Source organism: Streptomyces nogalater (genome assembly GCF_039532885.1).
Lineage (GTDB): Bacteria > Actinomycetota > Actinomycetes > Streptomycetales > Streptomycetaceae > Streptomyces > Streptomyces nogalater.
On the sequence record NZ_BAAASM010000015.1, the window covers coordinates 26,592 to 50,298 of the forward strand.

A 23,707-nucleotide genomic window follows, 5' to 3' on the forward strand; every position below is an offset into this window, starting at 1 on the left:
GGCGGCCGTCGCCAGCATCGGAAGGCTGATAGTCATCCATGACTGGAAGAGGCCGAGATGACCCCGAGAGAATCCGTGATGGCGCAGCCCGCCGACGAGGTGCGCGCCGAGCTGCTGCGGCAGCGGCTGGCCGGAGGGGGGCGGCGCGCGCGAGCGGTCATCGAGCCGGCCGATCGCTCGGGCGCGCTGCCGCTGTCGTTCGGCCAGGAACAGATGTGGTTCCTCAGCCGGCTCGACCCGGGCAGCACCGAGTACCTGGTCCCGGTCTCGTTCCGGCTGCGCGGACCGCTCGACGCGGGCGCGCTCGGCCGGGCCTGGGACGCGATGGTCGAGCGGCACGAGATCCTGCGCACCCGGCACGTGCTGACCGGCGCCGAGCCCGAGCAGGTCGTCGACCCGGCCCGGCCGGGCACGCTCGCCGTCGCCGAGGCGGGCGACGAGGCACACGCCCGCGAGACGGTGGAGGACGCGTGCGCGCGCGCCTTCGACCTGGCGCGCGACTGGCCGACGCGGGCCCTGCTGATCCGGCTCACGGACGACGACCACGTGCTGCTGCTGGTCTCCCACCACATAGCCTGCGACGCCTGGTCGACCGGCATCCTGGTCGCCGAGCTGGCGGCCGCCTACGCGGCCGGAGCCGAGGGCCGAAAGCTGCCGCTGCCCGCACCCGCGCTGCAGTACGCCGACTTCGCCGCCTGGCAGCGCGGGCAGGCCTCCGGTGACCGGTTCGCCGGGCAGCTCGCCTACTGGAAGTCCCAGCTGACCGGCGTGGAACCGCTGGAGCTGCCCTTCGACCGGCCGCGTCCGGCGGTGCGCGGCCACGAAGGGGCCGAGGTCGGCCTGGACTTCCCCGAGGGCCTGGCCGAGCGGGTCGGATCGGTCGCCGACGAGCGGGGCACCACGGTGTTCACGGTGCTGCTCGCCGCCTATCAGGTGCTGCTCGGCCGCTACACCGGCCGCCGGGACGTGGCGGTCGGCACCGTCGTCTCCGGGCGCACCCGGCCCGAGTTGCAGGGCATGCTCGGCTACGGCGTCAACACCCTGGTGCTGAAGACGCGGTGGGCCGCCGACGACTCCTTCGCCGCCCTGGTCGACCGGGTGAAGCGCACCAGCCTGGACGCGTACGACCACCAGGCCGTTCCCTTCGCCAAGGTCGTCGCCGAGGTCGAGCCCGAGCGGGACCTCTCCCGCACCCCGCTCTACCAGGCGGTGTTCACCCTGCACGAGGGCGGTGGCGCCCGGTTCGGGCTGCCCGGCGTCACGGCCGAACCCTTCCTCGCCGACGGCGGTGTGGCCCGCTGCGACCTCGAACTACAGGTGCGCGACTCCCGCGCGGACGGTTTCACCGGCCGGCTGATCTACGCCACCGACCTGTTCGACCACGACACCGTCGCCCGGATGGGCCGCCACCTCGTCCGGCTGCTGGACGAACTCACCGCCGCCCCCGGACGTCCGCTGTCCGCCGTGGAGATCCTGGACGACGCCGAACGGGACCGGTTCCTGGCCGCGGGCCGGGGCGCGCCCGCCGCCCCCTACCGCTCCGTGCCGGAACGGTTCACCGAGCGGGTCGCGGCCACCCCGGACGCCCCCGCCGTCACCGGCGCCGGCGGCACCGTGTCCTTCCGGGCCCTGGACGACCGCGCCGGAATCCTCGCCGGCCGCCTGGCCCGGCGCGGTGTGGCCGCGGAGGCGGTCGTCGGCGTGCTGCTCGACCGCGGCCCCGACCTGCTCGCCGCCCTCCTCGGCACCTGGCGCGCGGGCGGCGGCTACATCCCGCTGGACCCGGAGTTCCCCCCGGAGCGCTGGGCCGCGCTGCTCGCCGACGCGGGCGCCTGGGTCGCCGTCACCGACCGGGCCCGGGCCGGCCGGCTCGCCGAGGTCTTCCCCGGCGAGATCGTCGTGGTGGACGAGGCCGATCCCCAAGACGCCCCCGGCCCCCGCGTGCTGCCCGGCCCCGACGCGCTGGCGTACATCATCCACACCTCGGGCTCCACCGGCCGCCCCAAGGGCGTGCAGATCTCGCACGGGTCGCTGGCCGTGCACCTCGACTGGGTGCTGGCCGAGTACATCGGCGGCACCCGGGCGACCGGCGCCCCGCTGTTCTCCACGGTCGCCTCCGACGTCGTCGTCCCGGTGCTGTTCGGCCCGCTGCTCGCCGGGCTGCCGGTGCACATGCTCCCGCAGGACCTCGACCTCGCCGACCTGGGTGCCCTGCTGACCCGGGACGCGCCGTACGCGTTCGTCAAGCTCACCCCCGGCCACCTGGAACTGCTGGGCCACCAGCTCGCCGACGCCGACATCGACGGGCTCGCCCATACCGTCGTCACCGGCGGGGACGCCCTGCTCGGCCCGACCGCGGAACGCTGGGACACCCTGCTGGGCGCGGGCCGCCTGGTCAACGAGTACGGCCCCACCGAGATCACCGTCGGCAACTCGACGCACACGGTGGCCGGCGCCCAGCGCGAGGTCGTCCCGATCGGGCTGCCCATCCCCGGCACCACCATGTACGTGCTCGACGAGACCCTCTCCCCCGTCCCGCCCGGGGTCACCGGCGAGGTCTGCGTCGGCGGCGCCGGGGTGGCCCGGGGCTACGCGGGACGGCCGGCGGCGACCGCCGACACGTTCCTGCCCGACCCCTACGGCGAGCCCGGCTCCCGCCTGTACCGCACCGGCGACCTCGGCCGGGTCCTCGCGGACGGCACCGTCGAGTTCGCCGGCCGCGCCGACCGCCAGCTGAAGATCCGCGGGTACCGGGTGGAACCGGCCGAGGTGGAGGCCGCGCTGGCCGGGCATCCGTCCGTCACCGAGGCGCGGGTGCTCGCCGTGGACGGCAGGCTCGCCGCGTACTACGTGCCCGAGGGGGACGCCCCGGACCCGGGCGCGCTGCGCGAGCGGCTGGCGCTGAGCCTGCCCGAGCACATGATCCCCGGCACGTTCACGGCGCTGGAGCGGATCCCGCTCACCCCGGTCGGCAAGCTGGACGTGGCGGCCCTGCCCGCCCCGGGTCCGGCGCGGGACGCGGCCGGGACGGCCCCGCGCACCCCGCTGGAGGAACGGGTCGCCGCGGTCTGGGCGCACGTCCTGCCGGGCGGCGCGGTCGGCGTCCACGACAGCTTCTTCGACCTCGGCGGCGACTCCATCCGGGCGGTCGCGCTGGTCGGCGCGTTGCGGGAGGCGGGTCTGGACGTGTCGGTCCGGGACGTGTTCGCCCACCACACCGTCGCCGCGCTGTGCGACCTGGTGGCCGCCCGCCCGGCGCTGGCCGGGCAGGACCGGGGTGTCGCCCCGTTCACGCTGATCGGCGAGGAGGACCGGGCCCGGCTGCCCGAGGATGCCGTCGACGCGTATCCGCTGTCGCAGAACCAGATCGGCATGCTCGTCGAGATGCTCGCCGACGAGCAGAACAGCTATCACAACGTCACCTCGTTCCGGATCAAGGACCCGAAGCCGTTCTCGCTCGCGGCCTGGCGGGAGGCGGCCCGGATCGCGGTGGCCCGGCACGAGATCCTGCGCACCTCGCTGCACCTGTCCGGCTACACGGTGCCGACGCAGGTCGTGCACGCCGAGGCGGTGATGCCGGTCGGCGTGGAGGTGCTGGGCCCGCTCCCGGACGAGGAGGTCCAGCGGGTCCTCGCCGACTACGCGGCCCGGGACCGCGCGGACCTGTTCGACCTGGGTACGCCCACCCTGATGCGGGTCTTCTGCCATGTGACCGACGACGGCGGCTACTGGCTGTCGGTCACCGAATGCCACCCGATCCTGGAGGGCTGGGGCCACCACACCCTGATCATGGAGCTGCTCGGGCTGTACGACCGGCTCCGGGACGGCCTCGAACCCGAGCCGTTCGAGCGGCCGGCCGTCCGGTTCGCCGACTTCGTCGCGGCCGAACTGGCCTCCGTGGACTCGGCGGAGGACCGCGCCTACTGGAAGGGGATCACCAGCGGCTACGCGCCGATGCGGGTGCCCGCGGGCTGGGGCGACCCGTCGCTGCCCACCGGCTCCCGGTACCTGGTCCGCCGTACGCCCTGGTCCCACCTGGAGGACGGGCTGCGCGCGCTCGCCTCGGCGGCCGACGCCTCGCTGAAGAGCGTGATGGTCGCCGCCTACACCAAGGTGATGAGCCAGCTCACCGACGAGGCGGCGTTCCACACCGGGCTGATCTGCGACGCCCGGCCGGAGACGGCCGGCGCCGACCGGGTCTACGGCATGTACCTCAACACGCTGCCGTTCCCCGCCGACCGGACCGCGGCGACCTGGCGCGATCTGGTCCGCCGTACCTTCGAGCGCGAGGTGGAGCTCTGGCCGCACCGCCGGTTCCCGCTCGCGGAGATCCAGCGGGACGTGCCCGGCCGGCAGCGCCTGGTCAACGTGTACTTCAACTACCAGGACTTCCGGCAGGTCGACACCGATCTGATCGACATGGCCGGGACCGACGACAGCCCGACCGAGTTCCCGCTGACCGTCTCCTCCCGCGCGGGCCACATCTGGGTGACCGCGGACCCCCGCTTCGTGGACGAGCGCAACGCCGACCGGGTCGCCGGGATGTTCCGCGCGGTGCTGGAGTCCATGGCCGCCGGCCCGGACGGCGACGCGCGGGCCATCCGGCTGCCCGAGGGCGAGCGCGAGCGGCTCGCCGCGTGGACCGCGAACGCCCGCACCCCGCTCACCCTGGACGTCCCCGGGCGGGTCGCCGGGTTCGCGCGCGAGACCCCGGACGCGCCCGCCCTGACCGATGCGACGGGCACGCTCACCTACCGGGAGCTGGACGAGCGCTCCGGCCGGCTGGCCCGCCGGCTGACCGCCGAGGGCGTCGGCCCGGACACCGTGGTGGGCCTGTGCATGGACCGCTCCGCGGAGCTGGTCGTCGCGGTGCTGGCGGTGCTCAGGGCGGGCGCGGCCTATCTGCCGCTCGACCCGGAGCTGCCCGCGGACCGCCTCGCCTACATGCTCGCCGACGCCGGTGCCCGCCGGCTGGTGACCGGCCCCGGCGCCCCGGACGGCCTGAGCGCCGGCATCGTGCCGCGCCTGGCGGTTCCGGAAACGGGCGGGGCGTCAGGCGTGACGGTCCCGGACACGGGCGGCGCACCGGGCCTGGACGCCCCGGACACCGGCCGGTCGCCGACCCTGGACAACCCGGACACCGGCCGGTCGCCGGGCCTCGCGGGCCCGGACGCGGACAGCGCGCCGGCCGACCGTCCGGCGGACCCGGAGAACCTGGCCTACGTCATCTACACCTCCGGTTCCACCGGCCTGCCCAAGGGGGTGCTGGTGCACCGGCGCGGCATGGGCAACCACCTGCTGGCCAAGGTGGAGGACCTCGGGCTGACCGGCGCCGACACGATCGTGCAGAACGCCTCCCAGGGCTTCGACATCTCCGTGTGGCAGATGCTCGCGGGCCTGGTCACGGGGGGCCGCACCCGGGTGGCCGACCGCTCGGTGGCGCTCGACCCGAAGGCGCTGTTCGGCCTGGTGGACGCCGAGTCCGTGACCGTGCTGGAGGTCGTCCCGTCCCTGCTGCGGGCCGCCCTCGACCTGTGGGACCTGGGCACCGGCGCGCCTTCGCTGGAGACGCTGCGCTGGCTGGTGGTCACCGGTGAGGAGCTGCCGCCCGAGCTGTGCGCGCGCTGGTTCCGGCGCTTCCCCGGCATCCCGCTGGTCAACGCCTACGGCCCCACCGAGTGCTCCGACGACATCACCCACGCGATCCTGACCCCGGACACCGCGCCGGCCCAGCGGGTGCCCATCGGCACGGTGGTCCGCAACACCGAGCTGTACGTCCTCGACGAGGAGCTGCGCCTGCTGCCGGCCGGGGTCGCGGGCGAACTGTACGCGGGCGGCGCCGGGGTCGCCCGGGGCTACGGCGGCCGGCCCGCGCTGACCGCCGAGCGCTTCGTCCCCGACCCGTTCGGCGGGCGGCCCGGCGACCGGCTCTACCGCACCGGCGACCTGGCCCGCTGGCGGGCGGACGGCAGCCTGGAGTACCTCGGCCGGGTGGACGACCAGGTGAAGATCCGCGGACACCGGGTGGAGCTGGGCGAGATCGAGGCCGCGCTCACCGCGACCGGGCTGGTGCGGCAGGCCGTCGTGGCCGTGCGGGGCGGGCAGCCGGTGGGGTACGTGGTGGCCGAGGCGGCCGACCCCGCCGCGCTCCGGGCCGCGCTGGCCCCCACCCTGCCCGACTACATGATCCCGGCCGCGTTCGTCGCGCTGGAGCGCGTCCCGCTCACCGCGAACGGGAAGGTGGACCGCAAGGCGCTGCCCGATCCCGGAGCCGCGGCGTTCGCCCGGGCCGCCCACGTGGCCCCCCGCACCGCCCTGGAGCGGCGGGTGGCCGCGGCCTGGCTCGACGCGCTGCCGGTGGACCGGGTGGGGGTGGAGAACGCCTTCTTCGACCTCGGCGGCGACTCCATCCGGGCCGTCACCGTGGCGGGCGTGCTGCGCGCCGAGGGCCTGGACGTGACCGTGCGGGACATCTTCCAGCTGCGGACCGTCGCCGCGCTCTGCGCGGTGCTGGAGCGACGGCCGCTGCTCGACGCCGCCGCCCAGCGGGTCGTGGCACCGTTCGCGCTGGTGCCCGAGGAGGACCGGCCGCTGCTGCCCGACGGGCTCGCCGACGCCTATCCGCTGGCGCAGAACCAGATCGGCATGGCCGTGGAGATGCTGTCCGGCGACGGCCGCGACAGCTATCACGACGTCACCTCGTTCCGGATCAAGGACGAGCGGCCGTTCGTGCCCGAGGCGTTCCGCCGGGCGGTGGACGAACTGACGGCACGGCACGAGATGCTGCGGACCTCGATGCACCTGTCCGGGTACTCCGTGCCGATGCAGCTCGTCCACGACGGCGCGCACATCCCGGTCGAGGTCCGCGACCTGAGCGACGGCACCCCGGCCGGCGTGGAGGCGGCCGTACGCGCGATGGCCGGGCAGGGTGACCTGTTCGACCTGGCGCGGGCGCCGCTGATGCGGATGACCGTGCTGCTGGAACCGGACGGCCACTGGACGGTCGTCTTCACCCAGGCGCATCTGATCACCGAGGGGTGGACCTACCACCAGCTGCTGATGGAGCTGGTCGCCTGCTACCGCCGGCTCAGGGACGGGCTGGAGCCGGAACCGCACCGGCCCCCCGCCGTCCGGTTCGCCGACTTCGTCGCCGAGGAACTGGCCTCGCTCGCCTCGGCGGAGGACCGCGCCTACTGGGAGGGCGTCCTGGCGGACCGGGTGCCCTTCGCCTTCCCCGACAGCTGGGGAGGCGACGGTGCCGAACCGGCGGACACCGCCGACGTGGTGGTGGGGCTCGCCGATCTCCAGCCCGCGCTGCGGGACCTCGCCGCGCGCGCCGAGGCCTCGGTGAAGAGCGTGCTGCTGGCCGCGTTCGTCAAGGTGATGGGGGCGCTCACCGACGAGCGGGACGTCCATGTGGGGCTGGTGTGCGACACCCGGCCGGAGCGGATCGGCGCCGACCGGGTGCACGGGATGTACCTGAACACGGTGCCGTTCCCGGTGGACCGGACGGCGGCGACCTGGCGGGAGCTGGTGCGGTCGGTGTACCGGCGCGAGGTCGGGCTGTGGCCGCACCGCCGCTACCCGATGTCGGCGCTCCAGCGCGGCTGGAGCACCGGCCGGCTGATCGACACCATCTTCAACTTCGTGGACTTCCACCAGGTGGACAGCGAGCTGGTCGACGTCGCGGCCGGCCGGGGCGGCAGCCTGCGGACCGAGTTCGGGCTCAATGTGATCGCCCGGCCGGACCGGCTGGGGCTGAGCCACGACCCGCGTGCCGTGTCCCGGTCCGAGGCCGAACGCGTCGGGCGGATGCTGCGCACCGTGCTGGAGGCCATGGCCGGGGACCCGGAGGGCGATGCCCGCGGCCCGGTCCTGCCCGGCCCGGCCGCCGTGCCGGAGCCGGCCGCACCGGTCCGGGCCCGGCTGCACGAACTGGTCCGGCAGCAGGCGGCCCGGATCCCGCACCGGCCCGCGGTGGTGTCCGGGCCGGTCACCCTCTCGTACGCGGCGCTCGACCGGCGCGCGGACGACCTGGCCGCGCGGCTGGCCGGGCACGGGGTCCGCCCGGGCGACCGGGTCGGCGTGCACGTGGAACGCTCCGCCGACCTCGTCGTGGCGCTGCTGGGCGTACTCAAGTCGGGCGCCGCCTACCTGCCGCTCGACCCGGCCCTGCCGGCCGGCCGGCTCACCGGGTACGCGGCCGACGCGGGCGCCCGGATCGCGGTGACCGGGACGGGGCTCGCCGCCCTGCCCGGACTCGACTCCGTGTCCCCCGCCGCGAGCGGGCGTCCCGTGGCCGCCCCGGAACCGGCCGGAGACCTGGCGTACGTGATCCACACCTCCGGTTCGACGGGACGGCCCAGGGGCGTCGCGGTCACCCACACCCAGGCGGCGTCGGTCGTCCTGGCCGCGCTGGAACGGATCGGCATGGCCGAGGGCGAGGTGTGGGCGCTGACCCACTCCCCGGCGTTCGACGTGTCGGTCTTCGAGATCTTCGGCGCGCTGCTGTCGGGCGGGACGCTGGTCGTCCCGGACCGGGAGACCGCCCGGTCACCGCGCGAACTGCTCGACCTGGTCGACGAGCACGGTGTGACGGTGCTCTGCCAGACGCCGACGGCCTTCCGGGGGCTGACGGAGCTGGTCGCACAGGGCGCCGACCCCGGGCTGCGGGCGGTGGTGCTCGCCGGGGAGAAGGCGCGCTTCGCGGAGCTGGCCCCGTGGGCGGGGCGGCTGGGGCGTACGGTCCTCGTCAACATGTACGGCCCGACGGAGACCGCCATCTACGCCACCGCGCACCGGATCACCGCCGACGACCTCGCCCGTACCGGCCGGAGCGTGATCGGCCGGCCGCTGCCGGGCGTGCGCGCCGAGCCGCTGGACGCGGCGGGGCACCCGGTCCCGGACGGGGTGCCGGGCGAGCTGTACATCGGCGGTGCGGGGGTGGCCCTCGGCTACCTCGGCGACCCCGGGGGCACGGCCGCGCGGTTCGTACCCGACCCTGCGGGCGGGCCGGGGGCCCGCCGGTTCCGCACCGGCGACCGGGTCCGCCGGCTGGCCGACGGCTCCCTGGAGTTCCTGGGCCGGCTCGACGACCAGCTGAAGATCCGCGGGCACCGGGTGGAGCCCGGCGAGGTCCGCGCCGCCCTGCTGGCGACCGGTCTGGTCACCGAGGCGGCCGTGGTCGCGGTCGGCGGCGAACTGGTGGCGTATGCGGTGGGGCGGCAAAGCACGGGTCCGGCCGAGCTGCGCGGGGCGCTGGCCCGGGTGCTGCCCGAGCCGATGATCCCCGTGGCGTACGTGCTGCTGGACGCCCTTCCCCGCACGGTCACCGGCAAGACCGACCTGCGCGGGCTGCCCCTGCCCGGGCCCGGGGCGTACGTGAGGGCTGTGCCGGTCGCGCCCCGGACACCGCTGGAGGAGCGGGTCGTGGCCGTCTGGCGGTCGGTCCTCCCGGTGGACGAGATCGGTGTCGAGGACGACTTCTTCGACCTCGGCGGCGACTCCGTCCGGGCCTTCCGGGCGACCGAGACCCTGCGCCGCGAGGGCGTGCGCGTCTCGGTCCGCGAGGTGTTCGAGTACCGCACGGCGGCGAGGCTCTGCACCGCCCTCACGTAACCGCTCCGCGGGCCCCGCGGCTCCCACGGCGAAGGCTCTCCACCCCACTCGGGGCGGAGAGCCTTCGCCGTACACGGGCACCGGCCCGACACCCTGCCCCGCCCGAGCGACAGACACCTCGCGTACGGACCGGCGCCGCGCGCAAACGGGCCCCGGTCGGCGGGGCTCCCCCTGTGCGGGGTCCCGCCGGCCGGGGCTTCTGGTGTACGGGTGGGTCCGGCCGGTGAGGCTGTTCGTGGGCCGGGGGCTGTGGGCGGGGGTTTTCGTGGGGGTGGCCGACGGCTTGAGGCTCCCCGCCCGGTGACCGGGTGGGGAGCCTCAGGCGTCGGGGGATGCGGCTGTGCTCACGGGTGGCGGATCGCCGGGCTGACGGCGGCCGTGACGGTGCAGACGAGCATGGCCGCGGCGACGCCGAGCAGGACGGTGCCGGTGCCGAACGCGGACAGCAGGAAGCCCGCGGCCAGCGCGCCCAGGGAGTTGGCGCCCCAGGAGGCCAGCATGACCGCGCTCATCGCCTTGCCGTGGATCTCGTCGGGGACCAGGTGCGCCATATAGGCGCCGGCGCCGACGTTGAGCGCCGCCCCCGTGAAGGACATCGCCGCGTACAGCGCCAGCAGGACCCCGTACTGCGTGGTCAGGGCCACCGCGGGGACCAGGACCGTCCAGCTCAGCAGGGTGCCGAGCAGGATGTTCGGCAGCCGGATCCCGGTCAGCAGCTTGCCCGCCGACAGTGCGCCGGCCACCCCGCCGAGGCCGGAGACCAGCCCGATCAGCCCGACCTGGGCCGCCGAGCCGCCGTGTTCCCGGATGACGACGAGCGGGGCCATGTTGACGATCTGGAACAGCAGGTTGGTCACCGCCACCACGCAGATCGCCGCGCGCAGGAACCGCTGGCCCCACAGCCAGGACAGGCCCTGGCGCACCTCCGCCTTCCAGTCCCGTCCGCCCGGTCCGCGTTCCTCCTGGAAGGGCGCCTTGACCAGGCTGAGGTTGACGAGGGACAGCAGGTGCCCGGCCGCGACCACCCCGAACGGCAGCCAGCCCGCGACCGAGAACGCGGCACCGCCGACCGGCTGCCCGAGCAGGCCCGCCGCCCGTCCCCGCGCCTCGTTCTGGGCCAGCGCGAAGGACAGCCGGTCGGGATGCACCACGTTGCGGACCGCGGTGCGCTCGGCCAGCTGGTAGAAGATCGTCGCCGCGCCGTCCACGAAGGCGACCGCGAGGATGTGCGGCAGCCAGACCCGGCCGGCCAGCACCACGGCCACCACGCTGGCCATCGCCGCCAGACCGATCAGGTTGCAGACCAGCATCAGGCGGCGCCGGTCCCAGCGGTCGACCATCACCCCGGCGGGCAGCTGGAGCACCAGCATGGGCAGCAGGCCGGCGAACGCGACCAGCCCGGCGTCGGCGGCGGTGCCGTCGCCCCACAGGACGAGCAGCGGGTAGGCGATCACGCCGGTGCGGGCGCCGAGCTGGGTGGCGCCCGCACCGGTCCACAGCAGCAGGAAGTCCCGGTTGCGCCGCAACGGCGGCGGCGCGCCGGCCTTGGCCGACGCGCCGCTGGGACTGATCCCGGTCACCACAGGGAGGCCTTTTCGCTCCCGGTACGGCCCTCCCCGACGGCCGCGCCCGCCACGCGGTCCTCCATGGGGGCGCCGTGGCACCACTCCAGGACCGCCATGGCGCTGTGCATCTTGTTCTCGGCCTGCTGGAAGGCGATGCTCATCGGGCCGTCCAGCACGTCCGCGGTGACCTCCTCGCCCCGGTGGGCGGGCAGGTCGTGCATGAACACCGCGTCCGGGCTGCCCCGCCACAGTTCCCGGGTCACCTGGAACGGCTGGAAGGTCCGCCGCCAGCCGGGGTCGGGCTTGGTGGTGCCGGTGGTCTGCCAGCGCGTGGTGTAGACGACGTCGAAGCCGCGGGGCGCGGGCTCCATCCGGTGGCTCTCCTCGATCCGGGCCCCCGACCGCCGGGCGTGGCCGCGGGCCAGTTCCAGGAAGCGCGGGTCGAGGCCGTAGCCGGGCGGGGTGCGCAGCTGGAGTTCCACGCCGGGGGTGCGGCCCAGGGCCAGCGCCAGCGCCGAGGCGGTGTTGTTGCCCTCGCCGACGTAGAGCACCCGCAGTCCTTCGAGGGAGCCGAAGTGGCGCCGCAAGGTGGTGAGGTCGGCGAGCGCCTGGGTCGGGTGCTCCTCCTCGGTCATGGCGTTGACCACCGGCATCCGGTGCTGCCCGGCCCACTCCGCCAGTTCCCCGGTGGGCCGGCCGGTCCGCGCGACGAGCACGTCGAGCATCCCCGACAGCACCCGCCCGGTGTCCGAGGACGCCTCACCGGTGTTGGTCTGCAGGTCCGACGGCCCGAAGTTGATGACGTGGGCGCCGAGCCGGAGCGCCGAGGACCAGAACGCGGTCCTGGTCCTGGTCGAGGTCATCCCGAAGTAGATGCCGACCACCTGGCCGGCCAGCGGCTCGTGGTGGACGGAGGTGCCCGCGGAGTGGGAGACGCCCCGGCGCACGATCCGCTCCAGGTCACCGTCGCCGAGGTCCTCCAGCGACACCAGCCTGCGGGCGCCGCTCATCGGGCCGCGGCCATCCGGCGGCGCAGGCTCGCCGGCCGCAGGTCGGTCCAGATCTTGCCGATGTGGGCCAGGCATTCGTCCTTGCTGCCCTCGGTGCCCTCCGGATGCCAGCCGGCCGGCAGGGCCCGGTCGGCCCACCAGACGGAGTACTGCTCCTCGTCGTTGAGCACCACGAGATAGCGGCGGTCGTCGGCTTCCTCAGCGTGCATTTCCCACCTCCGGTGAACAGGGGATCCGTGCCGAGACGGACCCTCCCGAGCTTCGGGAACCGGCCATAACCAAGCCATATTCGCCAGATACAGCGAGGCCAGGAGCGGTGCGCGCGGCCGGATCCGGCCGACCGGGGCGCACGTATGGGACGGATATAGATCGCGCCCCTACCGTCCCGGATATGGATACGGGAACGGCGATGGTGCGGCTTGAGTCCGTGAGCAGAGGATTCGGCAAGCGCGACAACAGGGTCATCGCCCTCGACGACGTGACGCTGGACTTCCCCGAAGGGGTCTTCACCGCGGTGATGGGACCCTCGGGCTCGGGCAAGTCGACCATGTTGCAGTGCGCGGCCGGCATCGACCGGGTCGACTCCGGGGAGGTGACGCTGGCCGGCACCCGGCTGCGCGGGCTGAGCGAGGCCGCGCTGACCAGGCTGAGGAGACAGCATGTCGGTTTCGTCTTCCAGACGTTCAACCTCATCCCGTCGCTGACCGCGCGGCAGAACGTGGCGCTCCCGCTGATGCTCGCGGGGCAGAAGCCCGCCCGCAAGGCCGTGGACGAGGCGCTGGACCGGCTGGGGCTGGGCGAGCGCAAGCAGCACCGGCCCGGCGAACTGTCCGGCGGCCAGCAGCAGCGGGTCGCGCTCGCGCGGGCGCTGCTGACCGGGCCGAAGGTGCTGTTCGCCGACGAGCCGACCGGGGCGCTGGACTCCAAGTCCTCCCGGCAGGTGATGCAGTTGCTGCGCGAACTGGTCGACACCACCGGGCAGACCATCATCATGGTCACCCATGACCCGGTCGCCGCCTCCTACGCCGACCAGATCGTCTTCCTCGCCGACGGCCGCCCGGCGGGCCTGCTGGAATCCCCCACCCCCGAGCTGGCCGCGGCGCGGATCACGAAACTGGAGCAGTCATGGTGAGGCTTGCGCTCGCGACCGTGCGAGCCCGTGCCGTCTCGTTCGCGGGCGCGTTCCTCGCCCTCGCGCTGGGGGTCGGCATCATCGCGATGATGACACTCGCCCTGTGGGCCGTGGGATCCGCCGATCTGTCGGGGCCGCAGCGGTACGCCGCGGCCCCCGCCGTCGTGACCCAGCCCGTCACCTACAAACTGACCGACGACGACGGCGATCCGCGGGAGTTCCCGATCGCGCGCCCGGGCGACCTGCCCGCGCGGACCGTGAGCGCGCTGGCCGCCACCGGCAGAACCATCGAGGACCGGTCGTTCCCGGCCCGGCTGCCCGGCGGTCCCGGCGACCAGGTCGGCCATCCGTGGTCGACGGCCGCCTTCACCCCGTACCGGCTCGCCGAGGGCCGGGCGCCTCGGGCCGCCGACGAGATCGTGGTCGGCGGCGGCGACCCCGCCCTGCTGGGCAAGCGGGTCGAGGTCGCCGTGGACGGCGCCTTCACCGGCTACCGGGTCGTCGGCGTCACCGAGCTGGTCTGGTTCGAGGACGCCGTGTTCTTCACCGACGCCGAGGCCGGGAGACTGTCGCCCGGCGTCCAGGCCGTCGTGGCCTACGGCCCGCTCGACCAGGTCCGCTCGGCGGCCGGCCGGGCGAGCGTGCTGACCGGGGAGTCCCGGCTGCTCGCCGAGGCCGACCAGGAGGGCGGCCGGGACCAGCTGAGGGACGCCGAGGGCATGGCGGGCACCTCGCTGATGATCGTGGCCTTCGTCGCGGTCTTCGTGGTGATCGCCACCTTCGCGTTCGTGGTCGACCAGCGCCGCCGCGAACTCGCCCTGTTCCGCACCATCGGGGCGACCCCCTGGCAGGTGCGGCGGATGGTGCTGCTGGAGGCGCTGCTGCTGGCCTCCGCGGCCTCCGCGCTGGGCTGTCTGGCCGGTGCCCGGTTCGCCGCGCTGCTGCGGGACTTCATGGTGGACAAGGACATCGCCCCGGCCTGGTACGAGATCGACGTCGTCTGGCCGCCCCTGGTGATCGCGTTCGCGGCCGGCCTGCTGTCGGCGATGCTCGGCACCGCCGCCGTGTCCTGGAAGGCGGGCCGGGTCAAGCCCGCCGAGGCGCTGCGCGAGGCCACCGGGCGCCGCCGGGTGCTGACCCCCGTCCGCCTGGTGCTCGGCATCGCCCTGCTGGGCCTCGGCCTGCAGAAGAGCTTCTCGGCGGTGGACAACCCGCTCACCGCGATGAGCATGCAGAACTACTTCCCGGTGCCCGTGCTGATCGTGGGCGGCTGCGCGCTGCTGACCCCGCTGCTGCTGCGCCCGGTGCTGTTCCTCGCGTCCTGGCCGCTGGGCAGGCTGGGCGCCGGGGCCATGATCGTCCGGGAAGGCGCGCTGTTCGCGGGCCGTCGCACCGCCTCGGTCGCGGCGCCGGTGGTGCTGGCGCTCGGTCTCGGCGGCGCGCTGCTCACCGCGCCGGTGGCCGCCGGTGACGCCGGGGCCGCGGGGCTGCGGGCCCAGGCGAGGGCCGACTTCACCATGGTCGCCGACGACGGCGCGGCCATCGGCGCCGCCACCCGGGAGAAGGTGCTCGCCCTGCCGGGCGTCCGGGCCGCCGCGCTGACCCCCGGTGAACTGCGCCTGTCCGGGGCGAAGGACCGCTACATCGGGACGCTGTCCAGCTGGGCGGTGGACCCCGGGGCGCTGGCCGCCACCCAGAACCTGAAGATCACCGAGGGTTCGCTGGACCGGTTCGGCGACGGGCAGCTCGTCCTGGACGAGGACACCGCGGCCGAGTTCGGCATCGGGGCCGGGGACGAGGTGAAGGCCGGGCTGCCCGACGGGACGGCGGTGAACCTGACGGTGGCGGCGCTGACGGGACCCTCGGTGCTCGGCGAGACCGGTTATGTGTCGGCCGCGCACGCGGCCGGTGGCGAGCCGACCCGGATCGACGTCAAGGTCGGCCGGGACGGCGACCGGGCCGCGGTCGCCGCGGCGCTGCGCGAGGCGGCGCGCGACCAGCCGGTCCAGGTGGCGCCGATGGCCGCGTTCCTGGACGAGGTCCGCGACGACCAGCAGGAGCAGGCCCGGCTCGCGACGCTGATCGTGTTCGCGCTCGCGCTGGGCTACGCGCTGCTCGCGATCGCCAACACCCTGGTGATGGCGGCCCCCGGCCGGCGCCGGGAGCTGGCGGCCCTCAACCTGACCGGCGCCACCCGCGGCGACACGCTCAAGTACGTCGCCGCGGAGACCGCGGTCGCGGCGGTGGCCGGGGGGATCCTCGGCGCGGTCGCGGCCGGTCTGGTGGTGGTCGGCCAGCGGGCCGCGCTCACCAAGCTGGCCGGCGGGTTCGCGTTCTCCGTCCCGTGGGGGGCCGTCGTCGCCGTGGGTGCCGCCTGCGCGGTCGTGGCGGTGACGGTCGCGGTCGTCGCCACCCGCTTCTTCCTGCGGGGCCGGCTGCTCGATCTGGCCGGCAAGGGGGAGTAGGGCCACACCGAAGGGGCGGGATCCTGTGGGATCCCGCCCCTTCGGCATGCCCTCGGCCCGGACTTCGCGTGTCCTTCGGCGCGGGCTTGGCGCTCTCAGACCCGGACTTCGCGGACGAGTCCCGCCACGACCCGGCACAGGTCGGCGGCCGGATCGTCGATGAAGTAGTGGTCGCCGGCCACCTCGGCGAGCTCGAAGCCGCCGATGGTGTGCGCCGCCCAGCGGCCCATCTCCGCCACCCCGCACCCGTGGTCGCCGGTGCCGGCGATGGCGGTGACCGGGCAGGTCACCCTGGCGCCGGGACGCACCGTGTAGGTCTCCGACATCATCAGGTCCGCGGCCAGCGAGGGAGCCGCCAGCTGCCACAGGTCGGGGTCGGCCGCCGCCCGGCGGGCCGCCTCGCCCGAGCGCTCGGCCCAGGCCCGCAGCACGGCGTCCGCCCGGAAGTCCCGCCCGCTCGGCCGGTGGTCGGCGGGCGCCTTGCGGGCGGAGACGAACAGCCGGACGACCGGGGACGGGAACCTGGGGAGCATCCGGCGGGCCACCTCGAAGCCGACCGTGGCGCCCAGGCTGTGCCCGAACAGCGCGACGGGTGGGCCGTCCAGGGCGGTCAGCTCGCCCGCGATCCGGTCGGCCAGCGCCGCCAGGTCCGCGACCGGGGCCTCGGCGCGCCGGTCCTGACGGCCCGGGTACTGCACGGCCACGACCTCGATCTCGGGCGGCAGCTTCTGTGCCAGCGCGCGGTAGAGGCCCGCGCCGCCGCCTGCGTAGGGAAGGCAGACCAGACGGACGCGGGCCTCGGGCCGGGCGTGGAACGTGCGGAACCAGCTCACCGCGCGACCGCCGGGACGACGGGCTCGGCCATGGCCACGGCGATCCTGCGCGGGCCGGTGAACGGCTCCCGGCCGTGCGCCGCCAGCATGTTGTCGACCAGGAGCACGTCCCCGCGCCGCCAGTCGAACCTGCGGGAGGCCGTGCGGTAGCAGTCGCGCAGGTGGGCGACGACCTCGTCGGGGATGGTGCCGCCGTCGCCGTAGTAGCTGTTGGCCGGCAGGCCGTCGTCCCCGAACAGCTCCAGCAGGCCTTCCCGGACGTCCGGCGGGAGCGTGCTGCCGTGGAAGAAGGTGATGTGGTTGAACCAGACGGACTCCCCCGTCACCGGGTGCCGGTGGACGGCCCCGCGGACGCCCTCGGTGCGCAGCACGTCGCCGTCCGTCCAGGAGCAGCGCAGGTCGCGGGCCGCGCACAGGCGGGCGATCTCGGCGCGGTCCTCGGTGCCGAAGGAGGTCCGCCAGTCGACGCCGAAGCGCGGCCGGTAGGTGCGTACGACCATCCAGCCGCGCTCGGCGAACTCCGCCCGGACCGCCGGGTCGATCGAGCGGTATATCTCGCGGGTGTCGGCGAGCGGGGTCGCCCCCCGGGTGAGGGGCGGCTCGACGCAGGTGAAGAACAGCACGCCCGGCCAGGTGGCCTGGTAGGAGTTCTCGTTGTGCAGGAAGATCTCCTCGTCGGGCGGATAGTCCGTGGAGGTGTAGATGTTGCCGTGCAGGGCCGTCCGCGGGGACGACTGCTCGGCGTACTCCAGCGGTGGGCCCGAGAAGGCGCGGACCACGTCGTCGACGCCGCGCAGCTGGTCGGGGCCGGTGGAGAAGCCCCGCAGCAGCACGGCGCCGTGGCGGGACAGCCGGGCCCGCAGGTCGTCCCGGTGGAGCGCGGTGAACTCGGGCAGCGGCGGGGCGCCGGGCGCGCCCTCGACGAGGTGGGGCAGGTCGCTCATGGGATCTCCGTTTTCTTCTCCGGGACGGACGGCCAGGCAAGCCGCGTCCGCTCCTCGGCGGTCTGCTCGATGCGGTCCATCGCCCTGCGCAGCAGGGGCGGGGCCATGAGGGAGGTGACGATCGCGACGAGCACGATCGTGGTGTAGGCGGTGGCGTTGAGGACGCCGAGCCGTAGCCCGGTCATCGCGACGATCACCTCGATGACACCGCGGGCGTTCATGCCGGCGCCGCAGGCCAGGGCCTCCGCCGTGCCGAGACCGCCGGCGGCGGCGCCCATCCAGGCGCCGAGGAACTTGCCGGCGACGGCCAGCAGCAGGATGCCGGCGGCGACCGCGGCGACCTCGGGATCGGCCAGCGCGGTCATATCCATGCGCAGTCCGGCCAGGGCGAAGAACAGCGGCGCCAGGACGGTCAGGACGACCTTGCGCAGCGGGGCCAGGGTCTCCGGGCGGGGGGCGACCGACGCGATCACGACCCCGCAGACGAAGGCGCCGAACACCGCCTCGATACCGAGGGCCTGGGTGGCGGCGGCGCCCAACAGGATGATGACCGTCACCGGCGCGATCCCCGGCCCGCGCCGCAGCACGGCACGGGCCGCGGGCCGGAGCACGAACGCGGCGACCAGCAGCACGGCGGCGATCTCGGCCACGGAGCCCAGCACCGTGGCGGCACCGAGCCCGGTCGTGGCCATCGCGGAGACCACCGAGAGCATCAGCCAGCCGAACACGTCGTCGATGACGGCCGCGGTCAGGGTCAGCTGGCCCACGTCGCGGTGCAGCAGGTTCATGTCCAGCAGCGTCTTGGCGATGACGGGGATCGCGCTCACGCACATCGCCACGCCGAGGAACAGCGCGACGACCGTCCGGTCCGCGCCGCCCGACAGCAGCGACAGCGGCAGCACGAAGCCCGCCGCCACCCCGAAGGCGAGCGGCACCAGCAGCCCGCCGAGGCTGATCTTCGCCGCGGTCGCCCCGCGCGTGCGCACGAGCCGCAGGTCCAGCTCGGCGCCGGAGAGGCCGACCAGCAGCAGGACGCCCAGCTGGCCGGTGGCGTCGAGCAGATGCAGCTGCTCGGTGCCGGGGCCGTGCCACAGGCCGAGCGCGCCGAGCACCGACGGGCCGAGCAGCACTCCGGCGCACAGCTCGCCGGCGATCGCGGGCAGGTTCACCCGCCGGGCCAGCCTGCCGAGCACCAGCGCGGTGGCCAGCAGCAGGCCCGCCTGGAGCAGAAAGGCCAGCAGCCGGTCCGCGGGAAGGGGCGCCACCGGATTCGCGGCTATCACCATGGGGCCGAGCGTCGAAGCGCATCCGATAAGGCGCCCATATTGCCGCTATACCCGTCCGGCGTCATGACCGGAGGTCGTTTTGCTATAGGCCGCTGATAGCCGGGCCGCGCACGCTCTCCGGCATGGAATACCAACGGCGGCTTCCGCTCTCCATGGCGCAGCAGGGCGTCTGGTTCGCCCACCAGCTGGACCCTTCGGGCCGGCGCTACAACTGCGGTGAGTGCATCGACATCCGCGGCGACCTGGACCCCGAGGTGCTCCGGCGGGCCTGGACGCGGTTGTGTTCCGAGGCCGAGGTGCTGCGGGTGACCTCGGTCGGCGAGGACGGCGAGGGTCTGCGGCAATACGTGACCGAGGCCCCGGCGAAAGCGCCTGCCCTGGTCGATCTGCGGGAGAGCGCCGACCCGGAGGGGGCCGCCCGGAAATGGATGGAAGCCGATCTGGCGACGTCCGTGGACCTGGAGAAAGGGCCGTTGTCGCACGCGGCCGTTTTCCGGCTCGGCCCGGAACGGCTGCTGTTCTACTACAGAATTCACCACATACTCGTGGACGCCTACGGGGTGCATCTGCTGCGCCGCCGGCTCGCCGAACTGTGCGGCAAACGGCCCGGCCCGGCCGGCTTCGAGCCGTTGCACACACTCGCCGAGGAGGAGGCGGGCTACCGCCGCTCGCCCCGGTTCGAGGCCGACCGCGCCTACTGGACGGCCCGCTTCGCGGACCGCCCGGACCCCGTCCAGCTGCCCGGCGTCGCCCCCGCCGGTGGCCGGCCGCCGCGCCTGCGCCGGGAGCAGCCGCTGCCCGAGGCCGGGCGCGCCGCGCTGGACCGGGCCGCACAGGCCGCCGGCACCACCTGGCAGACCCTCCTCGTCGCGGCCACCGCCGCTTACGTCGGCCGGATGACCGGGCGCACCGACGTGATCCTCGGCCTGCCGGTCTCCGGGCGGCGCGGTCCCGGTGCGCGCCGGGTGCCCGGGATGGCGACGGGCACGGTCGCGCTGCGCTTCGACGTCCCGCCGCGGGCGAGCCTCGCCGAGCTGGTGCCCGTGGTGGCGGCGGAGATCGGTGCCGCGCTGCGGCACGAGCGCTACCGGCACGAGGACCTGTGCCGCGAACTGGGCGTCACCGGGCGGGAGGGCGGCCTGCTCGGGACCCTGGTCAACTTCATGCCGTACGAGCGCGACCTGGACTTCGGCGGCGTCGGCGGCCGGGTGACGAACCTGGCCTCCGGCCCCTCCCCCGGCCTGTCCGTGGCGGTCGGCGGCCGTGTCGACGGCTCGCCGGGCGCGCTGCTCTTCGACGCCGACCCCGGGCTGCACGACACCGCCGGTCTGGCCGCGCACGCGGCGCGGCTGACCGCGTTCGTCCTGCGGGCGGCGGGCTCGGTGCACACGCCGGTCGGCGAGCTGGAGCTGCTGACCCCAAACGAGCGGGCGGCCCTGCTGCCGGACCGGGCGCCCTCCCCGGCGTACGGCGGTGACGTGCCCGGGCTGGTCGCCGCCCGCCCGGCCGGGGCACCGGCCGTGGAGTGCGGGGGCACCACGCTGACCTACGGCGAACTCAACGCGCGCGCCGACGCCCTGGCCGCCCGGCTGCGCGAGCGGGGGGCGGGAGAGGGGACGAACGTCGCGCTGCTGATGCCGCGCACGGCCGGCCTCGTCGTGGCGATGCTCGCCTGCCTGCGGGCCGGTGCCGCCTACGTGCCGGTCGACCCCGGATACCCGCGGGAGCGGATCGACCACCTGCTGGCGGACGCCGCTCCGGTGTGCGTCCTCACCGAGGAGGGTCCCGCCGGGGCGGGCGGGGGCGCGTTCGGCCGTCCCGACCCGGACTCGGCCGCGTACCTCATCTACACCTCGGGCTCGACCGGACTGCCCAAGGGCGTGGTCGTCCCGCACGGGGCGCTCGCCAACCTCGCCCTCGACCACGCCGAGCGGTTCGGGCTCGGGCCGGGCAGCCGGGTGCTGCAGTACCTCTCGCCCGGCTTCGACGCCGCCGTCGGCGACATCTGGCCCGCGCTGGTCTCCGGTGCCGCGCTGGTACTCGCGCCGGAGACCTCCGCCCTGGCACCGGACGACCTCGCGGAACTGCTGCGCACGGCCCGTATCACCCATCTGGCGCTGCCGACCGCCGTCCTGGCCGGTCTGCCCGCCCGGGAGCTGCCCGACCTGGACGTGCTGATCGTCGGCGGGGAGGCCGTGGACGAGGCGCTCGTCGCCCGCTGGGCGCCGGGCCGCCGCATGTTCAACATGTACGGGCCGACCGAGGCGACCGTGGCGGCGACCGGCAGCGGCCCGCTGGACGGCGAGAGCCGGCCGCCGATCGGCCGCCCGGTCTCCGGGGCGCGGGTCTACGTACTGGACGAGCGGCTGGAGCCGGTGCCCGCCGGCTGCCCCGGCGAGCTGTACATCGCGGGCGCCGGGGTGGCGCGCGGCTACCACGGCCGCCCGGAGCTGACCGCGGACCGTTTCCTGCCCTGCCCGTACGGCCCAGGCGGCGACCGCATGTACCGGACCGGGGACCGCGTCCGGTGGCGGCCGGACGGCCAGCTGGAGTATCTCGGCCGCGGCGACGGGCAGTTCAAGCTGCGCGGGCTGCGGATCGAGGCGGGCGAGGTCGAGGCGGCGCTGAGCCGGCATCCCGGTGTCCGCGCGGCGGCCGTGGCGGTCCGCGAGGACCGTCCCGGCACCCGGCGCCTGGTCGGCTATCTGGTACCGGCCGGACCGCTCGACCCCGCCGAGGTCCGGGAACTGGCCCGGCGGATCCTGCCGGAGGCCATGGTGCCCTCCGCACTCGTCGTGCTCGACGCCTTTCCGCTGACCCCGCACGGCAAGCTCGACCGCCGCGCGCTGCCCGCCCCGCCCGAGGCGCGGGAGGACGACACGGACCTGCCCGGTTCCCCGGCCGAGGAGACGCTCCGCGCGCTCTTCGCCGAGGTCCTGGGGCTGGACCGGGTGGGCGCCGGGGCCTCCTTCTTCGACCGGGGCGGCGACAGCATCATGGCGCTGCAACTGGTCAGCCGCGCCCGCAGGGCCGGGCTCGAACTCACCTCGCGCGAGGTGTTCCTGCACCCGACCGCCGCCGAACTGGCCGCCATCGCACGGCCGTTGCCGGACGCGGGGGCCGTCGAGCCCGACGGCGCGGGGATCGGCGAGGTGCCGCTCACCCCGATCGTGGCCTGGCTGGCCGGACAGGACGCCCCCAGCTCGCGCTTCAGCCAGTCGGTAACGGTCCGGACGCCCGCGGGCACCACGGCCGACGCCCTGTCCGACGGCCTGCGCACCCTCGTCGACCACCACGACGCGCTGCGCCTGCGGCTGCGCGAGGGAGGACGCCTGGAGGTCAGGCCGCCCGGCACGGTGGCACCCGAGCTGACCGTCGTACCGGAGCCGGCCGTCGTGTCCGAGACCGTCGTACCCGAGCCAGCCGTCGTATCCGAGCCGACCGCCGTGTCCGAGACCGTCGTACCCGAGCCAGCCGGCGTATCCGAGGCGAACGCCGTGCCCGAGTCGGCCCGCGTGTCGGAGCCGACCGTCGTACCCGAGCCGACCGTCGTACCCGAGTTGGCCGTCGTATCCGAGTCGGCCCTCGTATCCGGACCGGGCCGCGCGGACGACCGGCGGGCGGCGGCGCGGGACCGGCTCGACCCGGCGCGGGGCGTGCTGCACCAGGCCGTCTGGTCCCCCGGCGGACCCGGCGCGCCCGGCCTGCTGGAGCTGACCGTGCACCACCTGGCCGTGGACGGCGTGTCCTGGCGGGTGCTGCTCCAGGACCTCGCCTCGGCGATGACCGGCGCCCCGCTGCCCGCGGTGGGCACCTCGCTGCGCACCTGGGCCCGCCGGCTCGCCGCGGCGGCCCCGGAGCGGGCCGGCGAGCTTGCGATGTGGGAGCACATCGCGCGCACCCCCGATCCGGCGGTCGCGGCCGGTGACCTGGACCCGGCCGCCGACCTGTTCGCCACCGCCCGCAGCGTGCGGGTGGCCCTCTCCCCCGAGACGACCGGGGCTCTGCTCACCGAGGTGCCCGCCGCGTTCCGCGCGGGGGTCACCGAGGTACTGCTGACCGGGCTGGCCCTGGCCTGCCGCCGCTGGCGCGGCGCGGACGGCGCGGTGCTGTGCGAGCTGGAGGGGCACGGCCGGGAGGACGTCTTCACCGGCGTCCGCCTGGACCGCACCGTGGGCTGGTTCACCAGCATGTACCCGGCCCGTCTGGACCCGGGCGAGGTCGCCTGGCCGGAGGTCGTGGCGGCGGGCCCGGCCCTGGGCGACGCGCTCAAGCGGGTCAAGGAGCAGCTGCGCGCGCTGCCCGACCACGGCCTCGGCTACGGCATGCTGCGCTACCTCCACGAACCGGCCCGGGCCCGGCTGTCGGGGCTGCCCGCGCCGCGGATCGGCTTCAACTACCTGGGCCGGTTCTCCTCGGGGCAGGACGCCGACTGGGAGCTGACCGACGGGGGTTTCCACGCCGACCCCGACCCGCGGATGCCGTTCGCGCACGAACTGGAGATCCTCGCGGCCACCTTCGACGGCCCGTCGGGCCCCGAGCTGACCGTCACCCTCCACTGGCCGCGGCGGCTCTTCCAGGAGGAGCGGATCACCGAGCTGGCCACCCTGTTCCGCACGGCCCTGGAAGCCCTGGCCCGGCACGGGCGGGGTCCCGGGGCGGGCGGGCTCACCCCGTCCGACGTGCCGCTGGTCGGACTGTCCCAGGACGAGATCGACGAACTGGCCGGGCACTACGGGCCGCTCGCCGACCTGCTGCCGCTCTCCCCGCTGCAAGAAGGTTTCCTCGTCCACAGCATGCGGACGGAGCACACGCTCGACGTCTACGCGGCCCAGCTGGCCGTCGACCTCGAAG

At 75.1% G+C, this 23,707-nt stretch carries 10 protein-coding genes; 4 read left to right on the forward strand and 6 right to left on the reverse strand.

Annotation, left to right across the window (positions count from 1 at the left end):
• Nucleotides 1-57 precede the first annotated feature (57 nt).
• Nucleotides 58-9,618: a non-ribosomal peptide synthetase gene (locus ABD350_RS13865; RefSeq protein ID WP_344348304.1), complete on the forward strand. Its 9,561-nt coding sequence runs from the start codon at nucleotides 58-60 to the stop codon at nucleotides 9,616-9,618.
• 344 nt (nucleotides 9,619-9,962) lie between these two features.
• Here ABD350_RS13865 and ABD350_RS13870 read toward each other — a convergent pair whose 3' ends face one another.
• The 3 genes from ABD350_RS13870 to ABD350_RS13880 are packed head-to-tail and all read right to left on the reverse strand — an operon-like array spanning nucleotide 9,963 to nucleotide 12,402.
• Entirely contained in the window at nucleotides 9,963-11,198 is a 1,236-nt protein-coding gene (locus ABD350_RS13870) for an MFS transporter (RefSeq protein ID WP_344348306.1), read from the reverse strand.
• Nucleotides 11,195-12,193 carry an ornithine carbamoyltransferase gene (locus tag ABD350_RS13875; RefSeq protein WP_344348307.1) on the reverse strand — a complete coding sequence of 333 codons (999 nt, stop codon included), beginning with the start codon at nucleotides 12,191-12,193 and terminating at the stop codon, nucleotides 11,195-11,197. Before ABD350_RS13875 ends, ABD350_RS13870 begins: the two co-directional genes overlap by 4 nt.
• Nucleotides 12,190-12,402, reverse strand: a complete 213-nt coding sequence (locus ABD350_RS13880; protein WP_318201608.1) for an MbtH family protein — start codon at nucleotides 12,400-12,402, stop codon at nucleotides 12,190-12,192. The genes ABD350_RS13875 and ABD350_RS13880 overlap by 4 nt, the downstream gene beginning before the upstream one ends.
• Before the next feature lie 182 nt (nucleotides 12,403-12,584).
• On the opposite strand from ABD350_RS13880, the gene ABD350_RS13885 reads away from it, so the two are divergent.
• Together ABD350_RS13885 and ABD350_RS13890 are read left to right on the forward strand one after the other, a co-directional pair.
• Nucleotides 12,585-13,325: an ABC transporter ATP-binding protein gene (locus tag ABD350_RS13885; protein WP_344348308.1), complete on the forward strand. Its 741-nt coding sequence runs from the start codon at nucleotides 12,585-12,587 to the stop codon at nucleotides 13,323-13,325.
• Nucleotides 13,319-15,790 carry an ABC transporter permease gene (locus tag ABD350_RS13890; protein WP_344348309.1) on the forward strand — a complete coding sequence of 824 codons (2,472 nt, stop codon included), beginning with the start codon at nucleotides 13,319-13,321 and terminating at the stop codon, nucleotides 15,788-15,790. The genes ABD350_RS13885 and ABD350_RS13890 overlap by 7 nt, the downstream gene beginning before the upstream one ends.
• A 95-nt stretch (nucleotides 15,791-15,885) precedes the next feature.
• Here the strand turns inward: ABD350_RS13890 and ABD350_RS13895 are convergent, their stop codons facing one another.
• The 3 genes from ABD350_RS13895 to ABD350_RS13905 are packed head-to-tail and all read right to left on the reverse strand — an operon-like array spanning nucleotide 15,886 to nucleotide 18,853.
• On the reverse strand, nucleotides 15,886-16,623 hold the full coding sequence (locus tag ABD350_RS13895; RefSeq protein WP_344348310.1) for a thioesterase II family protein: 738 nt from the start codon (nucleotides 16,621-16,623) through the stop codon (nucleotides 15,886-15,888).
• On the reverse strand, nucleotides 16,620-17,567 hold the full coding sequence (locus ABD350_RS13900) for a TauD/TfdA family dioxygenase (protein WP_344348311.1): 948 nt from the start codon (nucleotides 17,565-17,567) through the stop codon (nucleotides 16,620-16,622). The genes ABD350_RS13895 and ABD350_RS13900 overlap by 4 nt, the downstream gene beginning before the upstream one ends.
• On the reverse strand, nucleotides 17,564-18,853 hold the full coding sequence (locus tag ABD350_RS13905) for a cation:proton antiporter (RefSeq protein WP_344348312.1): 1,290 nt from the start codon (nucleotides 18,851-18,853) through the stop codon (nucleotides 17,564-17,566). The genes ABD350_RS13900 and ABD350_RS13905 overlap by 4 nt, the downstream gene beginning before the upstream one ends.
• Nucleotides 18,854-18,975: 122 nt before the next feature.
• Here ABD350_RS13905 and ABD350_RS13910 point away from each other — a divergent pair.
• Nucleotides 18,976-23,707: amino acid adenylation domain-containing protein (locus ABD350_RS13910; protein ID WP_344348313.1), on the forward strand; the 4,732-nt coding region annotated here is incomplete at its 3' end.

Bases quoted from the DNA above. Each gene is read 5' to 3' on its own strand.
- ABD350_RS13865 (WP_344348304.1), top strand. From the start codon at position 58: ATGACCCCGAGAGAATCCGTGATGGCGCAGCCCGCCGACGAGGTGCGC.
- ABD350_RS13875 (WP_344348307.1), bottom strand. From the start codon at position 12,193: ATGAGCGGCGCCCGCAGGCTGGTGTCGCTGGAGGACCTCGGCGACGGT.
- ABD350_RS13880 (WP_318201608.1), bottom strand. From the start codon at position 12,402: ATGCACGCTGAGGAAGCCGACGACCGCCGCTATCTCGTGGTGCTCAAC.
- ABD350_RS13885 (WP_344348308.1), top strand. From the start codon at position 12,585: ATGGATACGGGAACGGCGATGGTGCGGCTTGAGTCCGTGAGCAGAGGA.
- ABD350_RS13890 (WP_344348309.1), top strand. From the start codon at position 13,319: ATGGTGAGGCTTGCGCTCGCGACCGTGCGAGCCCGTGCCGTCTCGTTC.
- ABD350_RS13900 (WP_344348311.1), bottom strand. From the start codon at position 17,567: ATGAGCGACCTGCCCCACCTCGTCGAGGGCGCGCCCGGCGCCCCGCCG.
- ABD350_RS13905 (WP_344348312.1), bottom strand. From the start codon at position 18,853: ATGGTGATAGCCGCGAATCCGGTGGCGCCCCTTCCCGCGGACCGGCTG.